Origin of the sequence: Enterobacter sp. MGH 38 (assembly GCF_000492855.1) — a bacterium.
Taxonomy (GTDB): Bacteria; Pseudomonadota; Gammaproteobacteria; order Enterobacterales; family Enterobacteriaceae; genus Enterobacter; species Enterobacter hormaechei_C.
Window position 1 is genome coordinate 1143609 of sequence record NZ_KI535607.1, and the last position, 15744, is coordinate 1159352.

Consider the following 15744-nt stretch of genomic DNA (forward strand, 5'->3'; position numbering starts at 1 on the left):
GCGTTACCCCTGCTGACTTAAGAATTCATCAATCTCTTTACGCCATGGAACAGAAGGCTGAGCGCCTTTACGCGTCACCGCGATCGCAGCGGCGGCATGCGCGAAGCGGATCGCGTCATCCATTGCTTTTCCTTCCAGCAGCGCCGTTACCAGCGCACCGTTGAAGGTGTCTCCTGCGGCGATGGTATCAATGGCTTTGACCTTAAAGCCCGGCACGCGACGACCTTCGCCATTGACGCTAGCCCACACCCCACGGCTGCCGAGGGTGATGATCACGGTGCCGATGCCTTTATCATGCAGCGCAAGCGCGGCACGCGCTGCATCGTCATCATTTTCGACACGGATACCCGTCAGCTTTTCCGCTTCGGTTTCGTTCGGGGTGATAATATCCACCAGCGCCAGCAGCTCGTCTGATAATACACGGGCAGGTGCCGGGTTAAGTACGACAGAGGTATGATTTTCATGCGCAATTTTCGCAGCGGCCAGCACGCTTTCAACCGGTGACTCCAGCTGCATCAGCAGGGCTTCCGCTCCGGCGATGATTCCACGCTGCGCTTCGACGCGTTCAGTCGTTAACGCGGCATTAGCCCCTGCATGAATACCGATGACATTCTCACCTTCCGCATTGACGAAAATCAGCGCCACGCCGGTAGATTCCCCTGCAACCACGCTGACGGGTGCGATGTCGATGTTGTCGCTTGCGAGCTGTTTGCGTACGCGCTCGCCGGTATCGTCATCACCCGTACAGGCGATAAACGCGATATTCGCCCCGCTGCGTCCGGCGGCAACCGCCTGGTTTGCGCCCTTACCGCCGAACGCCACCTGATACTGATTGCCGGTGACGGTTTCGCCCGGAGTGGGGAACGTTTCAAGGTTAAGAATGTGATCGGCATTGATACTGCCAAGGACGACGAGGTTGCCTGCGGTTTTCATGTATTGAGGTGTCCATCTGAGAGCGCCACCGGTATTACCCGGTGGCGTATGCCACACTTTTCTTTTATTTGGTGTCCCTCAGGCAGCCAGCGACTGCCTGAATCGCCTTTACTGCTTAATGACCAGTTTCAGGTCAACAGGATATTTGGCCTGAACTTTTTCGCCCTTCAGCACTTTATCGGCAGTTTGCACGCCTGTCGCGCCAATCTGCTCAGGCAGCTGAGCGATGGTCGCAGCCAGTTTGCCATCATTTACTGCTTTTTCACCATCCGGCGTGCCGTCAAATCCGACAACCATCACATCTGATTTACCCGCAGTCTGGAGCGCACGCAGCGCACCGAGCGCCATTTCGTCGTTCTGTGCGAATACCGCCTGCACATCAGGATGCGCGGTCAGCAGGTTCTGCATGACGTTCAGACCCTTTGTACGGTCGAAGTCTGCCGGCTGGCTCGCCAGCACGTTGAATTTGTGCGCCGCTACAGCCTGCTGGAAACCCTCACCACGTTCACGGGCCGCGGAAGTCCCGGCGATACCCTGCAACTCAATCACTTTCGCGCCTTCACCGGCTTTCTTCGCGATGTAGTCGCCGGCGATTTTTCCGCCCAGTACGTTATCAGACGCAATGTGGCTGACCACATCCCCTTTCGTTGCCTGACGGTCAAGGGTGATTACCGGGATCTTCGCCTGGTTTGCCATCTTCACGGCATTACCGACCGCGTCGGAATCGGTTGGGTTGATCAGCAGGATTTTGGTGCCACGAACGGTTAAGTCCTGAACGTTAGCCAGCTCTTTCGCCGGGTTGTTCTGAGAATCCAGCACCACCAGGTTGTAGCCCAGTTTATCTGCTTCTTTCTGCGCGCCATCCTTCAGGGAGACGAAGAACGGGTTGTTCAGGGTAGAGACAACCAGCGCGATGGTGTCCTTCGCCATGGCGTTAGCACTTACGGTTGCGCTCAGCGCGACAGCAGAAACCAGGGTAGCCAGTTTTTTCATGTTCATATCTAAGATGTCCTGTAGTGTCGTCAGTTACTGTTTTTTGTTGTCTACCAGTACCGCCAGCAAAATCACCACTGCCTTAACGATCATCTGGTAATAGGAGGAAACACCTAACAAATTCAAACCATTATTCAGGAAACCGAGGATCAGTGCGCCGATCAATGTCCCAACAATGCGACCTTTACCGCCCGCAAGGCTCGTACCGCCCAGAACCACTGCCGCGATGGCATCCAGCTCATAGCCCGTACCCGCCGTTGGCTGTGCGGAAGAGAGGCGCGCCACTTCGATGATGCCCGCCAGAGACGCCAGCAGGCCGCACAGGGAGTAAACGATAATTTTGACTTTATTAACGCTGATACCGGACAGGCGCGTTGCCGCTTCGTTACCGCCCAGCGCATAGATATAACGACCCAGACGGGTATGGTGCAGCATGTACCACGCCGCCAGGAAAACGATAGCCATGATCCAGACCGGGGTCGGGACACCCAGCGGGCGACCGATACCGAACCAGCCAAACAGATCGGCGTTATCGGTAAAGCCGGTATTAATCGGGCTGCCGTTGGTGTACACCATGGTCACACCGCGCAGCAGCAGCATCATCACCAGCGTGGCGATGAACGCCTGAACGCGACCTTTCGCCACAATTACGCCGGTTACGGCGCCAATTGCCGCACCTGCCGCCAGCGCAGCGGCAACGGCCACCAGCGCGTTGACCTCAATACCGACAATCGACGCGGCGATCGCGCCGGTGAGGGCCAGCAGGGAACCGACGGACAGATCGATACCCGAGGTCAAAATCACCAGCGTCATCCCCACCGCCATAATGGCGTTGACAGAGGTCTGCTGAAGAATGTTGAACAGGTTATTGACGGTAAAAAAGTTCGGGCTCATGGTCGAGACAATCGCGATCAGCACCAGCAGGGCAATCAGCGATTTTTGTTCCATCAGCCATGCCTTTGTGAAATAGCGGCGACCAGAAACAGCCTGGGTAGTCATCTTCTTACTCCTGATTCACGCGATTAAGCTTGCCCACAGCGGCAGCCATCAGAACTTCCTGGGTGGCCTGCTCGCGAGTGAATTCACCACCGAGATGCCCTTCATGCATGACGATAATGCGATCGCTCATGCCTAATACTTCTGGCATCTCGGAAGAGACCAGAATGATGCTCAGACCGTCGGCCTTGAACTGGTTAATCAGCTGATAGATCTCTTTTTTCGCGCCCACGTCCACGCCGCGGGTGGGCTCATCGAGGATCAGTACTTTCGGGCGCGTCATCAACCCGCGGGCAATCGCCACTTTCTGCTGATTACCGCCGGACAACAGGCCAATCGCCTGCTCCATCGATGGGGTTTTAACGTTAAAGAGACGGATAAAATCGCTGACCGCCTGCTGCTCATCTTTGTGTTTCAGGCTGCCGCCGCTGCGGCTGAAATAGCCTAGCGCAGTCAGAGACATGTTCTCTTTTACCGACATGCCCAGCACTAAGCCGTCGCGCTTACGGTCTTCAGAGATATAGACGATGCCATTCGCCAGCCCGTCCTGCGGCGAGCGGGTGACCACTTCATGGCCGTCAAGGGTAACGTAGCCGCTGGTGCGCGGCAGTGCGCCATAGAGCACTTTCATCAGTTCAGTACGCCCCGCCCCCATCAGGCCCGCGACGCCAAGGATCTCGCCCTTGCGCAGGGTAAAGGAGACGTCATTCACGCCCGGTCCGCAGAGGTTATCCACCTTCAGGCGGATCTCACCCGGCGCTTTTTCCAGATGTGGATACTGATCTTCGAGCTTACGTCCCACCATCATTTCGATCAGCGAATCTTCGGTCAGGGTTGCTACTTCGCGCTCGGCAATAAACTGCCCGTCGCGAAAGACGGTGACGTCGTCGCAGATTTCGAAGATCTCTTTCATGCGGTGTGAGATATAGACAATGCCGCGGCCCTGGGATTTCAGCTCACGGATCACGCGGAACAAGGATTCGGTTTCGGTATCGGTCAGGGCGTCGGTCGGTTCATCCATAATGATGACCTTCGACTCGAAGCTCAGCACCTTCGCGATTTCCACCATCTGCTGATCGCCGATGGAAAGGTCGCCCACCAGTCGGTCGCTCTTAAAGCGCAGATTCAGCTTCGCCAGCAGTTTGTCCGCTTCGGCATACATGGTTTTCCAGTCGATTTTGCCAAACCGGTTCACGAACTCACGGCCGAGGAAGATGTTCTCCGCAATGGTGAGCTGCGGGATCAGGTTCAGCTCCTGGTGGATGATGCCGATGCCCGCTTCCTGAGAGGATTTCGGGCCGTTGAAGGTGGTCTCTTTACCCAGCCACAGCAGCGAACCGGCATCGCGTTGGTAGATACCGGTCAGCACTTTCATCATGGTGGATTTGCCGGCGCCGTTTTCGCCCACCAGCGCCATGACGCGCCCGGAATAGACGTTCAGCGCCGCGCCGGAGAGGGCTTTTACGCCCGGGAACGATTTATCGATCCCTTTGAGTTGCAGTAATGCGTCCATGATGGCCTCAGAAGGTGACGCCAGCACAGAGAATGATATTTGCATACGGGGAACACTCCCCGCTGCGAATCACCGCCTGACTGTCTGCGGTTTGTTGTTTGAACTGCTCGTGCGTTGTGTAACGAATTTCTATGGTGTTTCCCTGGTGCTGTTGCAGTTGCTCAATGTGGCTGAGCAACGTTTCGTGGAGTTGCGGATTATGTTGTTTGATTTCCGCCGCGAGAATGGCCGCCTCAACCTGCATCTCCGCGGTGACCACTTCCAGTACCTGCATGAACGAGGGCACGCCCTGCGTTAACGCCATATCGATACGGGTTGTGCTGCGCGGAACCGGTAAGCCTGCATCGCAAACCACCAGCGTATCGGTATGCCCAAGACGGGAAATCACCGATGAGATTTCTGAGTTGAGTACTGTGCCTTTCTTCATTTTTTGCTCCACTAGCGAAACGTTTCGCTAAAAACAGTGTAGCCGCAGAAGTGTTCAGAAAACCATCATGACGTAACGGATTTGTGATCAACGTCGAAACGTTTCGCTAAGTGAAATGCAGAGGAGGTAAATGCAAAACGGTAACCGTCAGGTTACCGTTTTTTATGGTTGCGCCCTCTCCCTGTGGGAGAGGGTCGGGGTGAGGGCATCAAGCCCACACGGAGTCTTAAATCTCGACCTGCGTGCCCAGCTCAATCACACGATTAGGCGGGATCTCAAACTGGTCAGGCGCACGCAGGGCGTTACGTTGCAGAATGAGATACAGCTTGCCGCGCAGGCGCAAATACCATGGGCGCTTGCCGATGATCAGCGACTCGTGGGACATAAAGAACGACGTCTCCATCATGCGGCAACTCAGGCCTTCCAGACCGCAGCGGTGGAACACCTCTTCCACGTTCGGCGTTTCGCGCCAGCCGTAGCTTGCCACCACGCGCCAGAAGGTTGGCGACAGCTGTTCAATCTGTACGCGACGCACGTTGTGAACGTACGGCGCATCTTCAGTACGCAGCGTCAGCAGGATCACGCGCTCGTGCAGCACTTTGTTGTGCTTGAGGTTATGCATCAGCGCAAACGGGATTACGTTCAGCGCGCGAGACATATACACCGCCGTGCCCGGCACGCGCACCGGTGGGGATTTCTCCAGCGAGGCGATCATGGCCTCCAGAGAGTTACCGTGCTCATGCATACGACGCAGCAGGCGGAAACGTTCGCTCTTCCACGTCGTCATCACAATAAACATCACCAGACCCAGCGTCAGCGGCAGCCAGCCACCGGAGACAATCTTGTCGAGATTCGCAGAAAACAGCGGCACGTCGATACAGAGGAAGCCAACCAGGATCAGCCCCACGAGGAACTTATTCCAGTGCCAGTTACGGTACGCCACGGTGGTGGAGAGAATAGAGGTCAACACCATCGTTCCGGTTACCGCGATACCGTACGCCGCCGCCAGATTACTGGAGTGCTCAAAGCTGACGATGACAATCACCACCGCGAAGTAGAGCAGCCAGTTGACGAACGGAATGTAGATCTGGCCAGACTCCATCTCTGAGGTATGGATAATGCGCATTGGGGAGAGATAACCCAACCGCACGGCCTGACGCGTCAGGGAGAATACGCCGGAAATGACAGCCTGAGAGGCAATGACCGTCGCCAGCGTCGCCAGGATCAGCATCGGAACCAGCGCCCAGTCCGGCGCCAGCAGGAAGAACGGGTTTTTAATCGCTTCAGGGTGTGCAAGCAGCAGCGCGCCCTGACCGAAGTAATTCAGCACCAGTGAAGGCAAGACCACGCTAAACCATGCGACGCGAATAGGGAGTTTCCCGAAGTGGCCCATATCCGCATACAGCGCTTCAACACCGGTAATGGAAAGTACCACCGCGCCCAGCGCCACAAACGACACCACTTTATATTCCAGGAAGAAATGCACCGCCCACAATGGGTTCAGCGCGTGCAGGACATCCGGGTTGGCGATAATACTGCGTAAGCCCAGCGCCGCCAGGATCAGGAACCAGGCCAGCATAATAGGCGCGAACAGCTTACCCACCAGCCCGGTACCGTGTTTTTGTATAGCAAACAGTAACGTCAGCACGATAATAGCGAGTGGCACCACCCACGTATCAAGCTGTGGCGCGACAATCTCCAGCCCCTCTATGGCCGACATTACCGAAATCGCCGGCGTAATCACGACTTCTCCATAGAAGAAGCTGCCGCCAATCAGGCCAATGATGACCAGCACGGAGGTCATTCTTGCAGACGTATTGCGCCCGGCAAGGGACATCAGGGTCAGAATACCGCCCTCGCCCGCGTTATCAGCCCGCATAACGAAAGAGAGATACTTAAGGGAGACCACCAGGATCAGCAGCCAGAAGATGAGCGAGAGGAAACCAAATACGGCGTCACGCTCTACACCAAAACCAAACTGACCGGACAGACATTCACGAAGCGTATAAAGCGGGCTGGTGCCGATATCACCGTAGACAACCCCGATCGCCGCAAGCGTTACTGCGGGTAATGATTGCTTATTATCAGTGCTCATAGACTAGTCTTTTCGTTTGAATAACAAATGTGTGCTTAGTCCCTTGGCCCACAAAAAGCGCACAGTATGCACGATTCAATGCAAAATCGTACCCCTAAATGCAGCCACATTAATGTAGCGCAAAGAAAATAGCGCCGCACTTCAGCCTATTACCAGGCCAGACCGAAACGTCTATACTCGCTTCAATTAGCCGCCACGACGGCGAAAGGATGCAAAACTATTATGGCTCACTCACATTTATTAGCAGAAAGAATTTCCCGCCTTAGCAGTGCGCTGGAAAAAGGCCTTTACGAGCGTAGCCACGCCATTCGTCTCTGTTTATTGGCGGCGCTGAGCGGGGAAAGCGTGTTTCTGCTGGGGCCGCCGGGCATTGCCAAAAGTCTGATCGCACGCCGCCTCAAATTCGCTTTCCAGAACGCGCGCGCATTCGAGTATTTGATGACGCGCTTCTCCACGCCGGAAGAAGTTTTCGGCCCACTCTCCATTCAGGCGCTAAAAGATGAGGGACGCTATGAACGTCTGACGGCGGGCTATCTCCCGGAAGCGGAAATCGTCTTTCTTGATGAGATCTGGAAAGCCGGCCCGGCCATTCTGAATACCCTGCTGACGGCAATTAACGAACGCCGATTCCGCAACGGCGCCAGCGAAGAGAAGATCCCCATGCGCCTGCTGGTGGCCGCGTCAAACGAACTGCCCGAAGCCGACAGCAGCCTGGAAGCGCTGTATGACCGTATGTTGATCCGCCTGTGGCTGGATAAAGTCCAGGATAAATCAAACTTCCGTTCTATGCTGGTAAGCCAGCAGGATGAAAACGAAAATCCGGTGGCAGCGTCATTGCAGGTCACGGACGAGGAATACCACCAGTGGCAGGAGGAGATCGGCAAGATAAAACTGCCTGATCCCGTTTTTGAGCTGATCTTCATGCTGCGCCAGCAGCTTGATTTACTGCCCTCCGCGCCGTACGTCTCCGATCGTCGCTGGAAAAAAGCCATTCGTCTGCTCCAGGCAAGCGCGCTGTTTAGCGGCCGCGATGCTGTCGCTCCCATCGATCTGATCCTGCTGAAAGACTGCCTGTGGCATGACGCAGAAGGGATGAATCTGATGCAGCAGCAGCTGGACGTTTTGATGACCGGACACGCGTGGGGTCAGCAATCCATGCTTAATCAACTGGGGGCGATTGCTCAACGTCGCCTTCAGCTCCAGCAGCAGCAAAGTGACAAAACCGCGCTGAAGGTGAACCGTCTTGGCGGGATGTTTGCCCGTAAACCGCACTACGAACTGCCAGCCGGGCTGACTGACGCCTCGCTCACGCTTCTTCTTCAGCAGCCGCTGAAGCTTCATGATATGCAGGTTGTGCATGTGACTATCGAACGCGTTGCGCTGGTTCAGTGGCTGGATAAGGGCGGTGAGATCCGCGGTAAACTCAACGGTATCGGCTTTGCACAGCCGTTGTCGATGGAAGTCGACAGCAGCCAGCACCTTGTGATCCGCGACGTCAGCCTTCAGGGATCGCGCCTGGCGCTGCCGGGCACGGCCTCCGACACTGTGCCGGAGGAGATCAAACAGCAGCTCGACGCGCTGGATAACGAATGGCATCAGCAGCACACCCGCTTCAGCGAGCAGCAGAAATGCCTCTTTATCCATAGCGACTGGTTAGGTCGCATTGAAGCCAGCTTGCAGGATGTCAGCGCGCAGATCAAACAGGCTCGTCAATGCTAACGCTGGACACGCTTAACGTCATGCTGGCGGTTAGCGAGGAAGGGTTGATCGAAGAGGTCGTCATTACCCTGCTCGCTTCACCGCAGCTGGCGGCCTTCTTTGAAAAATTCCCGAAGCTTCGAAAAGCAATGACGGACGATCTTCCCCGCTGGCGCGATAACCTGCGCCAGCGGTTTAAGGAGACGGAAGTCCCGCCGGAACTGACAGAGGAAGTGGCTGGTTACCAGCAGTGCCAGCGGCTTTCAACGCCGCAGTTTATTGCCCAGCTACAGCAAACTCTGACGCTGCTTGATAACGTTCACTCCCCGTTTGCCAGCCAGGCCAGAGCGCTGGTCACGGACAACCCCAGCTTCACTTCCGCCCTGCATACGCTGTTTTTACAGCGCTGGCGACTGAGCCTTGTGGTCCAGGCCACGGCCCTCAATCAGCAGTTGCTGGACGAAGAGCGCGAACAGTTGCTCAGTGAGGTCCAGGAGCGAATGACCCTGAGCGGCCAGTTAGAACAGGTGCTGGTGGAGAATGAAAACGCCGCTGGTCGACTCTGGGATATGAGTGCCGGCCAGTTAAAGCGGGGCGATTATCAGCTGATCGTGAAGTACGGCGACTTTCTGGCGCAACAGCCGGAGCTGATGAAGCTCGCAGAACAGCTCGGCCGCTCCCGGGAGGCCCGGTCGGTCCCAAAGAAAGATGCGCCGATGGAGACCTTCCGAACGCTGGTACGCGAGCCCTCCACCGTACCGGAGCAGGTGGACGGGCTACAGCAAAGCGATGACATCCTGCGCCTGCTGCCAACGGAACTCAGCACGCTGGGAATGACCGAACTGGAGTATGAGTTTTATCGTCGGCTGGTGGAAAAACAGCTCATTACCTATCGACTGCATGGCGAAGCCTGGCGCGAGAAGATCAGCCAGCGTCCGGTGGTGCACCAGGATTTTGATGAGCAACCGCGCGGCCCATTCATTGTTTGCGTCGATACGTCCGGATCGATGGGGGGCTTTAATGAACAGTGCGCAAAAGCGTTCTGCCTGGCCCTGATGCGCGTGGCGCTCGCCGATCGTCGTCGCTGCTACATCATGCTCTTTTCCAGCGAAGTGGTGGGGTATGAACTGACCAGCCCGCAGGGGCTGGAGCAGGCGATCCGCTTTTTAAGCCAGCGCTTTCGCGGCGGCACCGATCTGGCCAGCTGTTTTCGCAGTATCATTGAGCGCATGCAGGGCGGTGACTGGTACGACGCGGATGCGGTGGTGATTTCCGATTTTATTGCCCAGCGGCTGCCGGACGACGTCGTGAATAAAGTGAAGGAGATGCAGCGCGTGCACCAGCACCGTTTCCATGCCGTGGCGATGTCTGCACATGGAAAACCCGGCATCATGCGCATCTTCGATCATATCTGGCGCTTTGATACCGGGTTGCGTAGCCGCCTGCTCAGACGCTGGCGACGTTAATTAAAGAAGAGAACCGACGCTCTCACGTACCTGCTGCGGCCAGACCCCACACTGCACCTGACCGATATGGGACAGTTGCAACAGCAGCATGGTCAGACGAGACTGGCCAATACCACCGCCGATGGTCTGCGGCATTTCACCGCGCAGCAGCGCCTGGTGCCATTCCAGTTGCAGACGATCCTCATCACCGGTCACGGCCAGCTGACGCTTCAGTGCTTCAGCATCCACGCGGATCCCCATTGAAGAGAGTTCAAACGCATCTTCCAGAACCGGGTTCCAGACCAGAATATCGCCGTTCAGACCAGCATATTCGCTTTCGCCCACTGTGCTCCAGTCATCGTAATCCGGCGCACGGACGTCGTGACGTTTACCATCAGACAATTTTCCGCCAATGCCGATCAGGAATACCGCGCCAAGCTCTTTGGCAATCGCGCGTTCACGGCCTTTGGCATCCAGATCCGGGAAACGGCTCAGCAACTCCTGACTGTGAACAAAGTGGATCGTTTCCGGCAGGAACGGTGCCAGACCAAACTCTTTGCTTACGGCCGCTTCGGTCGCTTTGATCCCGGCGTAGATCGCCTCAACGGTAGACTTCAGCGTGCCAACGTGGCGCTCGCCGTCACCCATTACGCGCTCCCAGTCCCACTGGTCAACGTAGACAGAGTGAATGGGGGAGAGGCGGTCTTCATCGGGGCGAAGGGCTTTCATATGCGTGTAAAGCCCTTCGCCCGCGCTGAAGTCGTGTTGTCCCAGGGTTTGACGCTTCCACTTCGCCAGGGAATGAACCACTTCGAACTGAGCGTCTGGCAGTGTTTTCACTTTTACCTGTACCGCTTTTTCGCAACCAGACAAGTTATCCTGCGTCCCGTCACCCACGCGGCTCAGAATCGGCGCCTGAACTTCAATAAGGCCAAGCTTCTCTTCCAGCTGGCGAGAAAAATGGGATTTAACGAAACTGATCTGGCGTTGTTTTGCGATGTAAGCGGTTTTCATTATTTATACTCCTGCGTCCTGTTGATACTGATTAAGCAACAGAACAGGCGCTTAATTCAATAACCCATCAACAAAAAGCCTCCTTCACTTTTGATTCGTTAAAATAAGACGCTAGAATAGAAGGAATCATTAATCTTCATAAGAAAAACCTATGGAAAATTATCAGATCGACAATCTGGACCGCGGCATTCTGGAAGCGCTCATGGCCAACGCACGCACCGCGTATGCCGAACTGGCGAAACAATTTGGCGTCAGCCCGGGGACCATTCACGTTCGCGTAGAGAAAATGAAGCAGGCCGGGATCATCACCGGCGCACGCATTGATGTCAGCCCGAAGCAACTCGGCTACGACGTCTGCTGCTTCATTGGCATTATTCTGAAAAGCGCCAAAGATTACCCCTCCGCGCTGGAGAAACTGAACGCGCTGGATGAAGTCACTGAAGCGTACTACACCACCGGGCACTACAGCATCTTTATAAAGGTCATGTGCCGATCCATTGACGCCCTCCAGCAGGTACTTATCAACAAGATCCAAACAATCGATGAAATTCAGTCCACTGAAACCCTGATCTCCCTGCAAAACCCGATCATGCGTACTATCCGCCCGTGATCGGGCAATTTCATTCCCACATTTTCCACAGGTAGATCCCAGCTCGTTCACAGCGTACAATGGCCGCCTCTTTATCTGAGCGAGCGATCAATGGCGGACATTACTCTTATCAGCGGCAGCACCCTGGGCGGTGCGGAATATGTAGCGGAACATCTGGCTGAGAAGCTGGAAGACGCGGGCTTTTCTACACAAACGCTGCACGGACCGCTGCTGGAAGATCTCCCGACTGACGGGGTCTGGCTGCTGATCACCTCCACGCACGGCGCGGGCGATCTGCCAGATAACCTGCAACCTTTATATGACGAACTGCTGGAACAACAGCCCGATCTGTCAAACGTCCGGTTTGGCGCTGTGGGGATCGGCAGCCGTGAATATGACACTTTCTGTGGCGCCATAGAGAAAGTAGAAGCTGCGGTGACCGCCTGCGGAGCAAAACAGCTGGGTGAAACGCTGAAGATCAACATCCTCGATCATGATATTCCCGAAGATCCAGCCGAGATCTGGCTCGCGGAATGGAAAAATTTACTCAAAAACGATTAAAGATCGTGCGAACAGATGTGGATAACTCTGGTTAAAAGCTCGTATTAAGCCGTAGTTATCCAAATAACAACGTTGGTTTAGTTTTTGACCTGTGTATAAAGTGGCGATCTGATCCCAGCTTATACGGTCCAGGATCACCGATCATTCACAGCAAACGATCCTTCCTAACTGCATGATCTTATTTATGGGATCGGACTTATCCACAAAGGTCTGCGATCCTAATAAGAGATCACAATAGAACAGATCTCTAAATAAAAAGATCTTCTTTTTAATAGCCCAGGATCCCAATGCTTTCTCGAAAGACTAAAGTTGAGTAGAATCCACGGCCCGGGCTTCAATCCATTTTCATACCGCTTTACGCGAGGCAGACCACCATGTTTTATCAGGATCCTTTTGACGTCATCATCATTGGCGGGGGTCACGCAGGCACTGAGGCCGCAATGGCCGCAGCGCGAATGGGTCAGCAGACCCTGCTTTTGACACACAATATCGACACGCTGGGACAAATGTCCTGTAATCCGGCGATTGGCGGCATTGGGAAAGGACACCTGGTAAAAGAAGTGGATGCACTTGGCGGCCTGATGGCGAAAGCGATCGATCATGCGGGTATTCAGTTTAGGATACTAAACGCGAGTAAAGGTCCGGCTGTTCGCGCCACCCGTGCACAGGCAGACCGTGTGCTTTACCGTCAGGCTGTGCGCACCGCGCTGGAAAACCAACCGAACCTGATGATCTTCCAGCAGGCGGTAGAAGATCTTATCGTGGAGAACGATCGTGTTGTTGGCGCCGTGACCCAAATGGGTCTCAAATTCCGCGCAAAAGCGGTGGTGCTGACGGTCGGGACATTCCTGGACGGTAAAATCCATATTGGTCTGGACAATTACAGCGGTGGTCGTGCTGGCGATCCGCCGTCAATTCCGTTATCTCGTCGTCTGCGTGAGCTGCCGCTGCGCGTAAGCCGCCTGAAAACCGGCACGCCGCCGCGTATTGATGCGCGCACCATTGATTTCAGCGTGCTGGCACAGCAGCACGGCGATAACCCGATGCCGGTGTTCTCGTTCATGGGCAATGCGGGGCAACATCCGCAGCAGGTGCCGTGCTACATCACGCACACCAATGAAAAAACCCATGACGTGATCCGCAATAATCTCGATCGCAGCCCAATGTATGCTGGTGTGATCGAAGGGATCGGCCCGCGTTATTGCCCGTCTATCGAAGACAAAGTGATGCGCTTTGCCGATCGTAATCAGCACCAGATCTTCCTCGAACCGGAAGGGCTGACATCTAACGAAATTTACCCGAACGGCATCTCCACCAGCCTGCCGTTCGACGTGCAGATGCAGATTGTGCGTTCAATGCAGGGCATGGAAAACGCGAAGATCGTTCGTCCTGGCTACGCTATTGAGTACGATTTCTTCGATCCGCGTGACCTGAAGCCGACGCTGGAAAGCAAATTCATCCAGGGTCTGTTCTTCGCAGGCCAGATTAACGGCACCACCGGGTACGAAGAAGCTGCCGCGCAAGGGCTGCTGGCCGGTCTGAACGCCGCTCGCTTCTCTGCCGAGAAAGAGGGCTGGGCACCGGCGCGTTCTCAGGCTTACCTGGGCGTTCTGGTCGACGATCTCTGCACGCTGGGGACCAAAGAACCGTACCGCATGTTTACTTCTCGTGCGGAATATCGCCTGATGCTGCGCGAAGACAATGCCGATCTGCGTCTGACCGAGGTGGGCCGCGAGCTGGGTCTGGTGAATGACGAGCGCTGGGCGCGCTTCAACGAGAAGCTGGAACGCATTGAACAGGAACGTCAGCGCCTGAAAACCACCTGGGTGAATCCGCAGGCGGAAACTGCTGCTGAAGTGAATGCTCACTTAACAGCACCGCTGTCGCGCGAAGCCAGTGGGGAAGATCTGCTGCGCCGTCCTGAAGTCACCTACGAGAATCTGGTCAAACTGACGGCGTTCGCACCGGGCCTTGAAGACGCTGAAGCGGCCGAGCAGGTCGAAATTCAGGTGAAGTACGAAGGCTACATCGCGCGTCAGCAGGATGAGATCGAAAAACAGCAGCGCAACGAAAACACGCTGCTGCCGGAAATGCTGGACTACCGTCAGGTGACGGGCCTTTCCAACGAAGTGATCGCTAAGCTGAACGATCACAAACCTGTATCGATTGGCCAGGCCTCACGTATCTCTGGCGTCACACCTGCCGCGATTTCGATTCTGCTGGTGTGGCTGAAAAAGCAGGGCATGCTGCGCCGTAGCGCGTAATGCTCTGTAAATAGCCCGGTGGCGCTGCGCTTACCGGGCCTACTGAACCCGTAGGGCGGGTTAGCGAAGCGCCACCCGCCACTTAAGTTTCTCAACAGGTATCCACCGTGCTCAATAAACTCTCTCGTCTGCTGGAACAGGCAGGTATTTCGCTCACCGATCACCAGAAAAATCAGCTGGTGGCCTATGTCGATATGCTGAACAAATGGAATAAAGCGTACAACCTCACCTCCGTACGCGATCCCAACGAGATGCTGATTCGCCATATTCTCGATAGCATCGTCGTGGCGCCGTATCTGAACGGTGAACGTTTTATCGATGTGGGCACCGGTCCGGGCTTGCCGGGCGTTCCGTTGTCTATTGTTCGACCGGAGAGTCATTTCACGCTGCTGGACAGCCTGGGCAAGCGCGTACGCTTTTTACGCCAGGTTCAGCATGAGCTGAAGCTGGAAAACATTACGCCCGTACAGAGCAGGGTAGAGGAGTTCCCGGCAGAGCCACCGTTTGACGGTGTTATCAGCCGCGCGTTTGCCTCACTCAATGACATGGTGAGCTGGTGCAAACACCTGCCAGCGGAGAAGGGGCGTTTTTATGCGCTGAAAGGGCAACTTCCGGGGGACGAAATCGAGCAGCTTCCGGACGGTTTTGTTGTCGAATCCATTGAGAAACTCCAGATCCCTCAGCTCGAAGGTGAGCGTCATCTGGTGATAATTAAGCCAAACACTTTTTAAAAAATTAATAAAAAATGTGGAATTTGTGCTGTTCTGATCGTGTTAAAAAGCAGCACATTCAGTCTGATTTGGTCGTCGTTAATTTAACCTTGTTGTTACCATGGATTTTCTTATGGTTAACCTGACGTGATTCGTTCACTCAGAGGATAGTCAACCATGAAATTATCAGTCTGCTAAAAGTGGGTAAAAGCAACAAGAATGGAATGTTAAATATTTATTAAGAATGTCAATAAAAGGTTTTTGTTGTATACGGCTCTGTTTTAAAAATAGTTGCGGTTTTTTTGCTTTAATTTCATGCAGATGAAATTAATCGTTTTACGTCTTTGATAAATACCATTTTATCGCAAATGTGTATTTTGTGATCTCGTGCACGCTTTATCACCAACGTTTCCGCGCTGTTTGCAGTTTTGCCTGAAGGTCAACGCTTGGGTCAAAAGTTGAAAAATAGGACTGGGGAAAAATATTTAAACATTTATTCACCTTTT

13 protein-coding genes are annotated in these 15744 nt (G+C 54.7%); 6 read left to right on the forward strand and 7 right to left on the reverse strand.

The features are described 5' to 3' along the window. Positions 1 to 3: 3 nt before the first annotated feature. The 6 genes from rbsK to kup form a co-directional block, all read right to left on the reverse strand. Positions 4 to 933 (reverse strand): ribokinase, encoded by a 930-nt coding sequence (gene rbsK, locus L384_RS15500; RefSeq protein ID WP_003862399.1) that lies wholly within the window; start codon positions 931 to 933, stop codon positions 4 to 6. A 108-nt stretch (positions 934 to 1041) separates the two neighbouring features. Then, a complete protein-coding gene (rbsB, locus tag L384_RS15495) occupies positions 1042 to 1932 on the reverse strand; it encodes a ribose ABC transporter substrate-binding protein RbsB (RefSeq protein ID WP_003862397.1) in 891 nt (296 codons plus the stop codon). Positions 1933 to 1959: 27 nt separating this feature from the next. Continuing rightward, positions 1960 to 2925, reverse strand: coding sequence for a ribose ABC transporter permease (gene rbsC, locus L384_RS15490; RefSeq protein WP_003862395.1), 966 nt, complete (start codon positions 2923 to 2925; stop codon positions 1960 to 1962). Positions 2926 to 2929: 4 nt separating this feature from the next. Beyond that, complete coding sequence (rbsA, locus tag L384_RS15485) at positions 2930 to 4435, reverse strand: ribose ABC transporter ATP-binding protein RbsA (protein WP_003862393.1); 1506 nt, start codon at positions 4433 to 4435, stop codon at positions 2930 to 2932. 7 nt (positions 4436 to 4442) lie between these two features. Beyond that, positions 4443 to 4862 carry a D-ribose pyranase gene (gene rbsD / locus L384_RS15480; RefSeq protein ID WP_003862392.1) on the reverse strand — a complete coding sequence of 140 codons (420 nt, stop codon included), beginning with the start codon at positions 4860 to 4862 and terminating at the stop codon, positions 4443 to 4445. Positions 4863 to 5088: 226 nt separating this feature from the next. Further along, positions 5089 to 6957 (reverse strand): low affinity potassium transporter Kup, encoded by a 1869-nt coding sequence (kup, locus tag L384_RS15475; RefSeq protein ID WP_003862390.1) that lies wholly within the window; start codon positions 6955 to 6957, stop codon positions 5089 to 5091. Positions 6958 to 7179: 222 nt separating this feature from the next. Here kup and ravA point away from each other — a divergent pair, with 222 nt between their 5' ends. Beyond that, on the forward strand, positions 7180 to 8676 hold the full coding sequence (gene ravA / locus L384_RS15470) for an ATPase RavA (protein ID WP_003862389.1): 1497 nt from the start codon (positions 7180 to 7182) through the stop codon (positions 8674 to 8676). Further along, positions 8670 to 10121, forward strand: coding sequence for an ATPase RavA stimulator ViaA (gene viaA, locus L384_RS15465; protein ID WP_023323905.1), 1452 nt, complete (start codon positions 8670 to 8672; stop codon positions 10119 to 10121). Before ravA ends, viaA begins: the two co-directional genes overlap by 7 nt. On the opposite strand, the gene asnA is transcribed toward viaA, so the two are convergent. After that, positions 10122 to 11114: an aspartate--ammonia ligase gene (gene asnA, locus L384_RS15460; protein ID WP_003862385.1), complete on the reverse strand. Its 993-nt coding sequence runs from the start codon at positions 11112 to 11114 to the stop codon at positions 10122 to 10124. A 151-nt stretch (positions 11115 to 11265) separates the two neighbouring features. On the opposite strand from asnA, the gene asnC reads away from it, so the two are divergent. The 4 genes from asnC (at position 11266) to rsmG (ending at position 15259) form a co-directional block, all read left to right on the forward strand. Continuing rightward, a complete protein-coding gene (gene asnC / locus L384_RS15455) occupies positions 11266 to 11724 on the forward strand; it encodes a transcriptional regulator AsnC (protein ID WP_003862383.1) in 459 nt (152 codons plus the stop codon). A gap of 90 nt (positions 11725 to 11814) precedes the next feature. After that, on the forward strand, positions 11815 to 12264 hold the full coding sequence (gene mioC / locus L384_RS15450) for an FMN-binding protein MioC (protein ID WP_003862381.1): 450 nt from the start codon (positions 11815 to 11817) through the stop codon (positions 12262 to 12264). A gap of 374 nt (positions 12265 to 12638) precedes the next feature. Then, entirely contained in the window at positions 12639 to 14528 is a 1890-nt protein-coding gene (gene mnmG, locus L384_RS15445) for a tRNA uridine-5-carboxymethylaminomethyl(34) synthesis enzyme MnmG (RefSeq protein WP_023323906.1), read from the forward strand. Positions 14529 to 14635: 107 nt separating this feature from the next. Beyond that, positions 14636 to 15259 (forward strand): 16S rRNA (guanine(527)-N(7))-methyltransferase RsmG, encoded by a 624-nt coding sequence (gene rsmG, locus L384_RS15440; RefSeq protein WP_003862377.1) that lies wholly within the window; start codon positions 14636 to 14638, stop codon positions 15257 to 15259. Positions 15260 to 15744 lie beyond the last annotated feature (485 nt).

Excerpts from the sequence above, each read along its gene's own strand:
- asnC (WP_003862383.1), top strand. The coding sequence starts at position 11,266 with ATGGAAAATTATCAGATCGACAATCTGGACCGCGGCATTCTGGAAGCG.
- viaA (WP_023323905.1), top strand. The coding sequence starts at position 8,670 with ATGCTAACGCTGGACACGCTTAACGTCATGCTGGCGGTTAGCGAGGAA.
- mnmG (WP_023323906.1), top strand. The coding sequence starts at position 12,639 with ATGTTTTATCAGGATCCTTTTGACGTCATCATCATTGGCGGGGGTCAC.
- rbsB (WP_003862397.1), bottom strand. The coding sequence starts at position 1,932 with ATGAACATGAAAAAACTGGCTACCCTGGTTTCTGCTGTCGCGCTGAGC.
- rbsK (WP_003862399.1), bottom strand. The coding sequence starts at position 933 with ATGAAAACCGCAGGCAACCTCGTCGTCCTTGGCAGTATCAATGCCGAT.
- ravA (WP_003862389.1), top strand. The coding sequence starts at position 7,180 with ATGGCTCACTCACATTTATTAGCAGAAAGAATTTCCCGCCTTAGCAGT.
- kup (WP_003862390.1), bottom strand. The coding sequence starts at position 6,957 with ATGAGCACTGATAATAAGCAATCATTACCCGCAGTAACGCTTGCGGCG.
- mioC (WP_003862381.1), top strand. The coding sequence starts at position 11,815 with ATGGCGGACATTACTCTTATCAGCGGCAGCACCCTGGGCGGTGCGGAA.
- rbsC (WP_003862395.1), bottom strand. The coding sequence starts at position 2,925 with ATGACTACCCAGGCTGTTTCTGGTCGCCGCTATTTCACAAAGGCATGG.
- asnA (WP_003862385.1), bottom strand. The coding sequence starts at position 11,114 with ATGAAAACCGCTTACATCGCAAAACAACGCCAGATCAGTTTCGTTAAA.
- rbsA (WP_003862393.1), bottom strand. The coding sequence starts at position 4,435 with ATGGACGCATTACTGCAACTCAAAGGGATCGATAAATCGTTCCCGGGC.
- rbsD (WP_003862392.1), bottom strand. The coding sequence starts at position 4,862 with ATGAAGAAAGGCACAGTACTCAACTCAGAAATCTCATCGGTGATTTCC.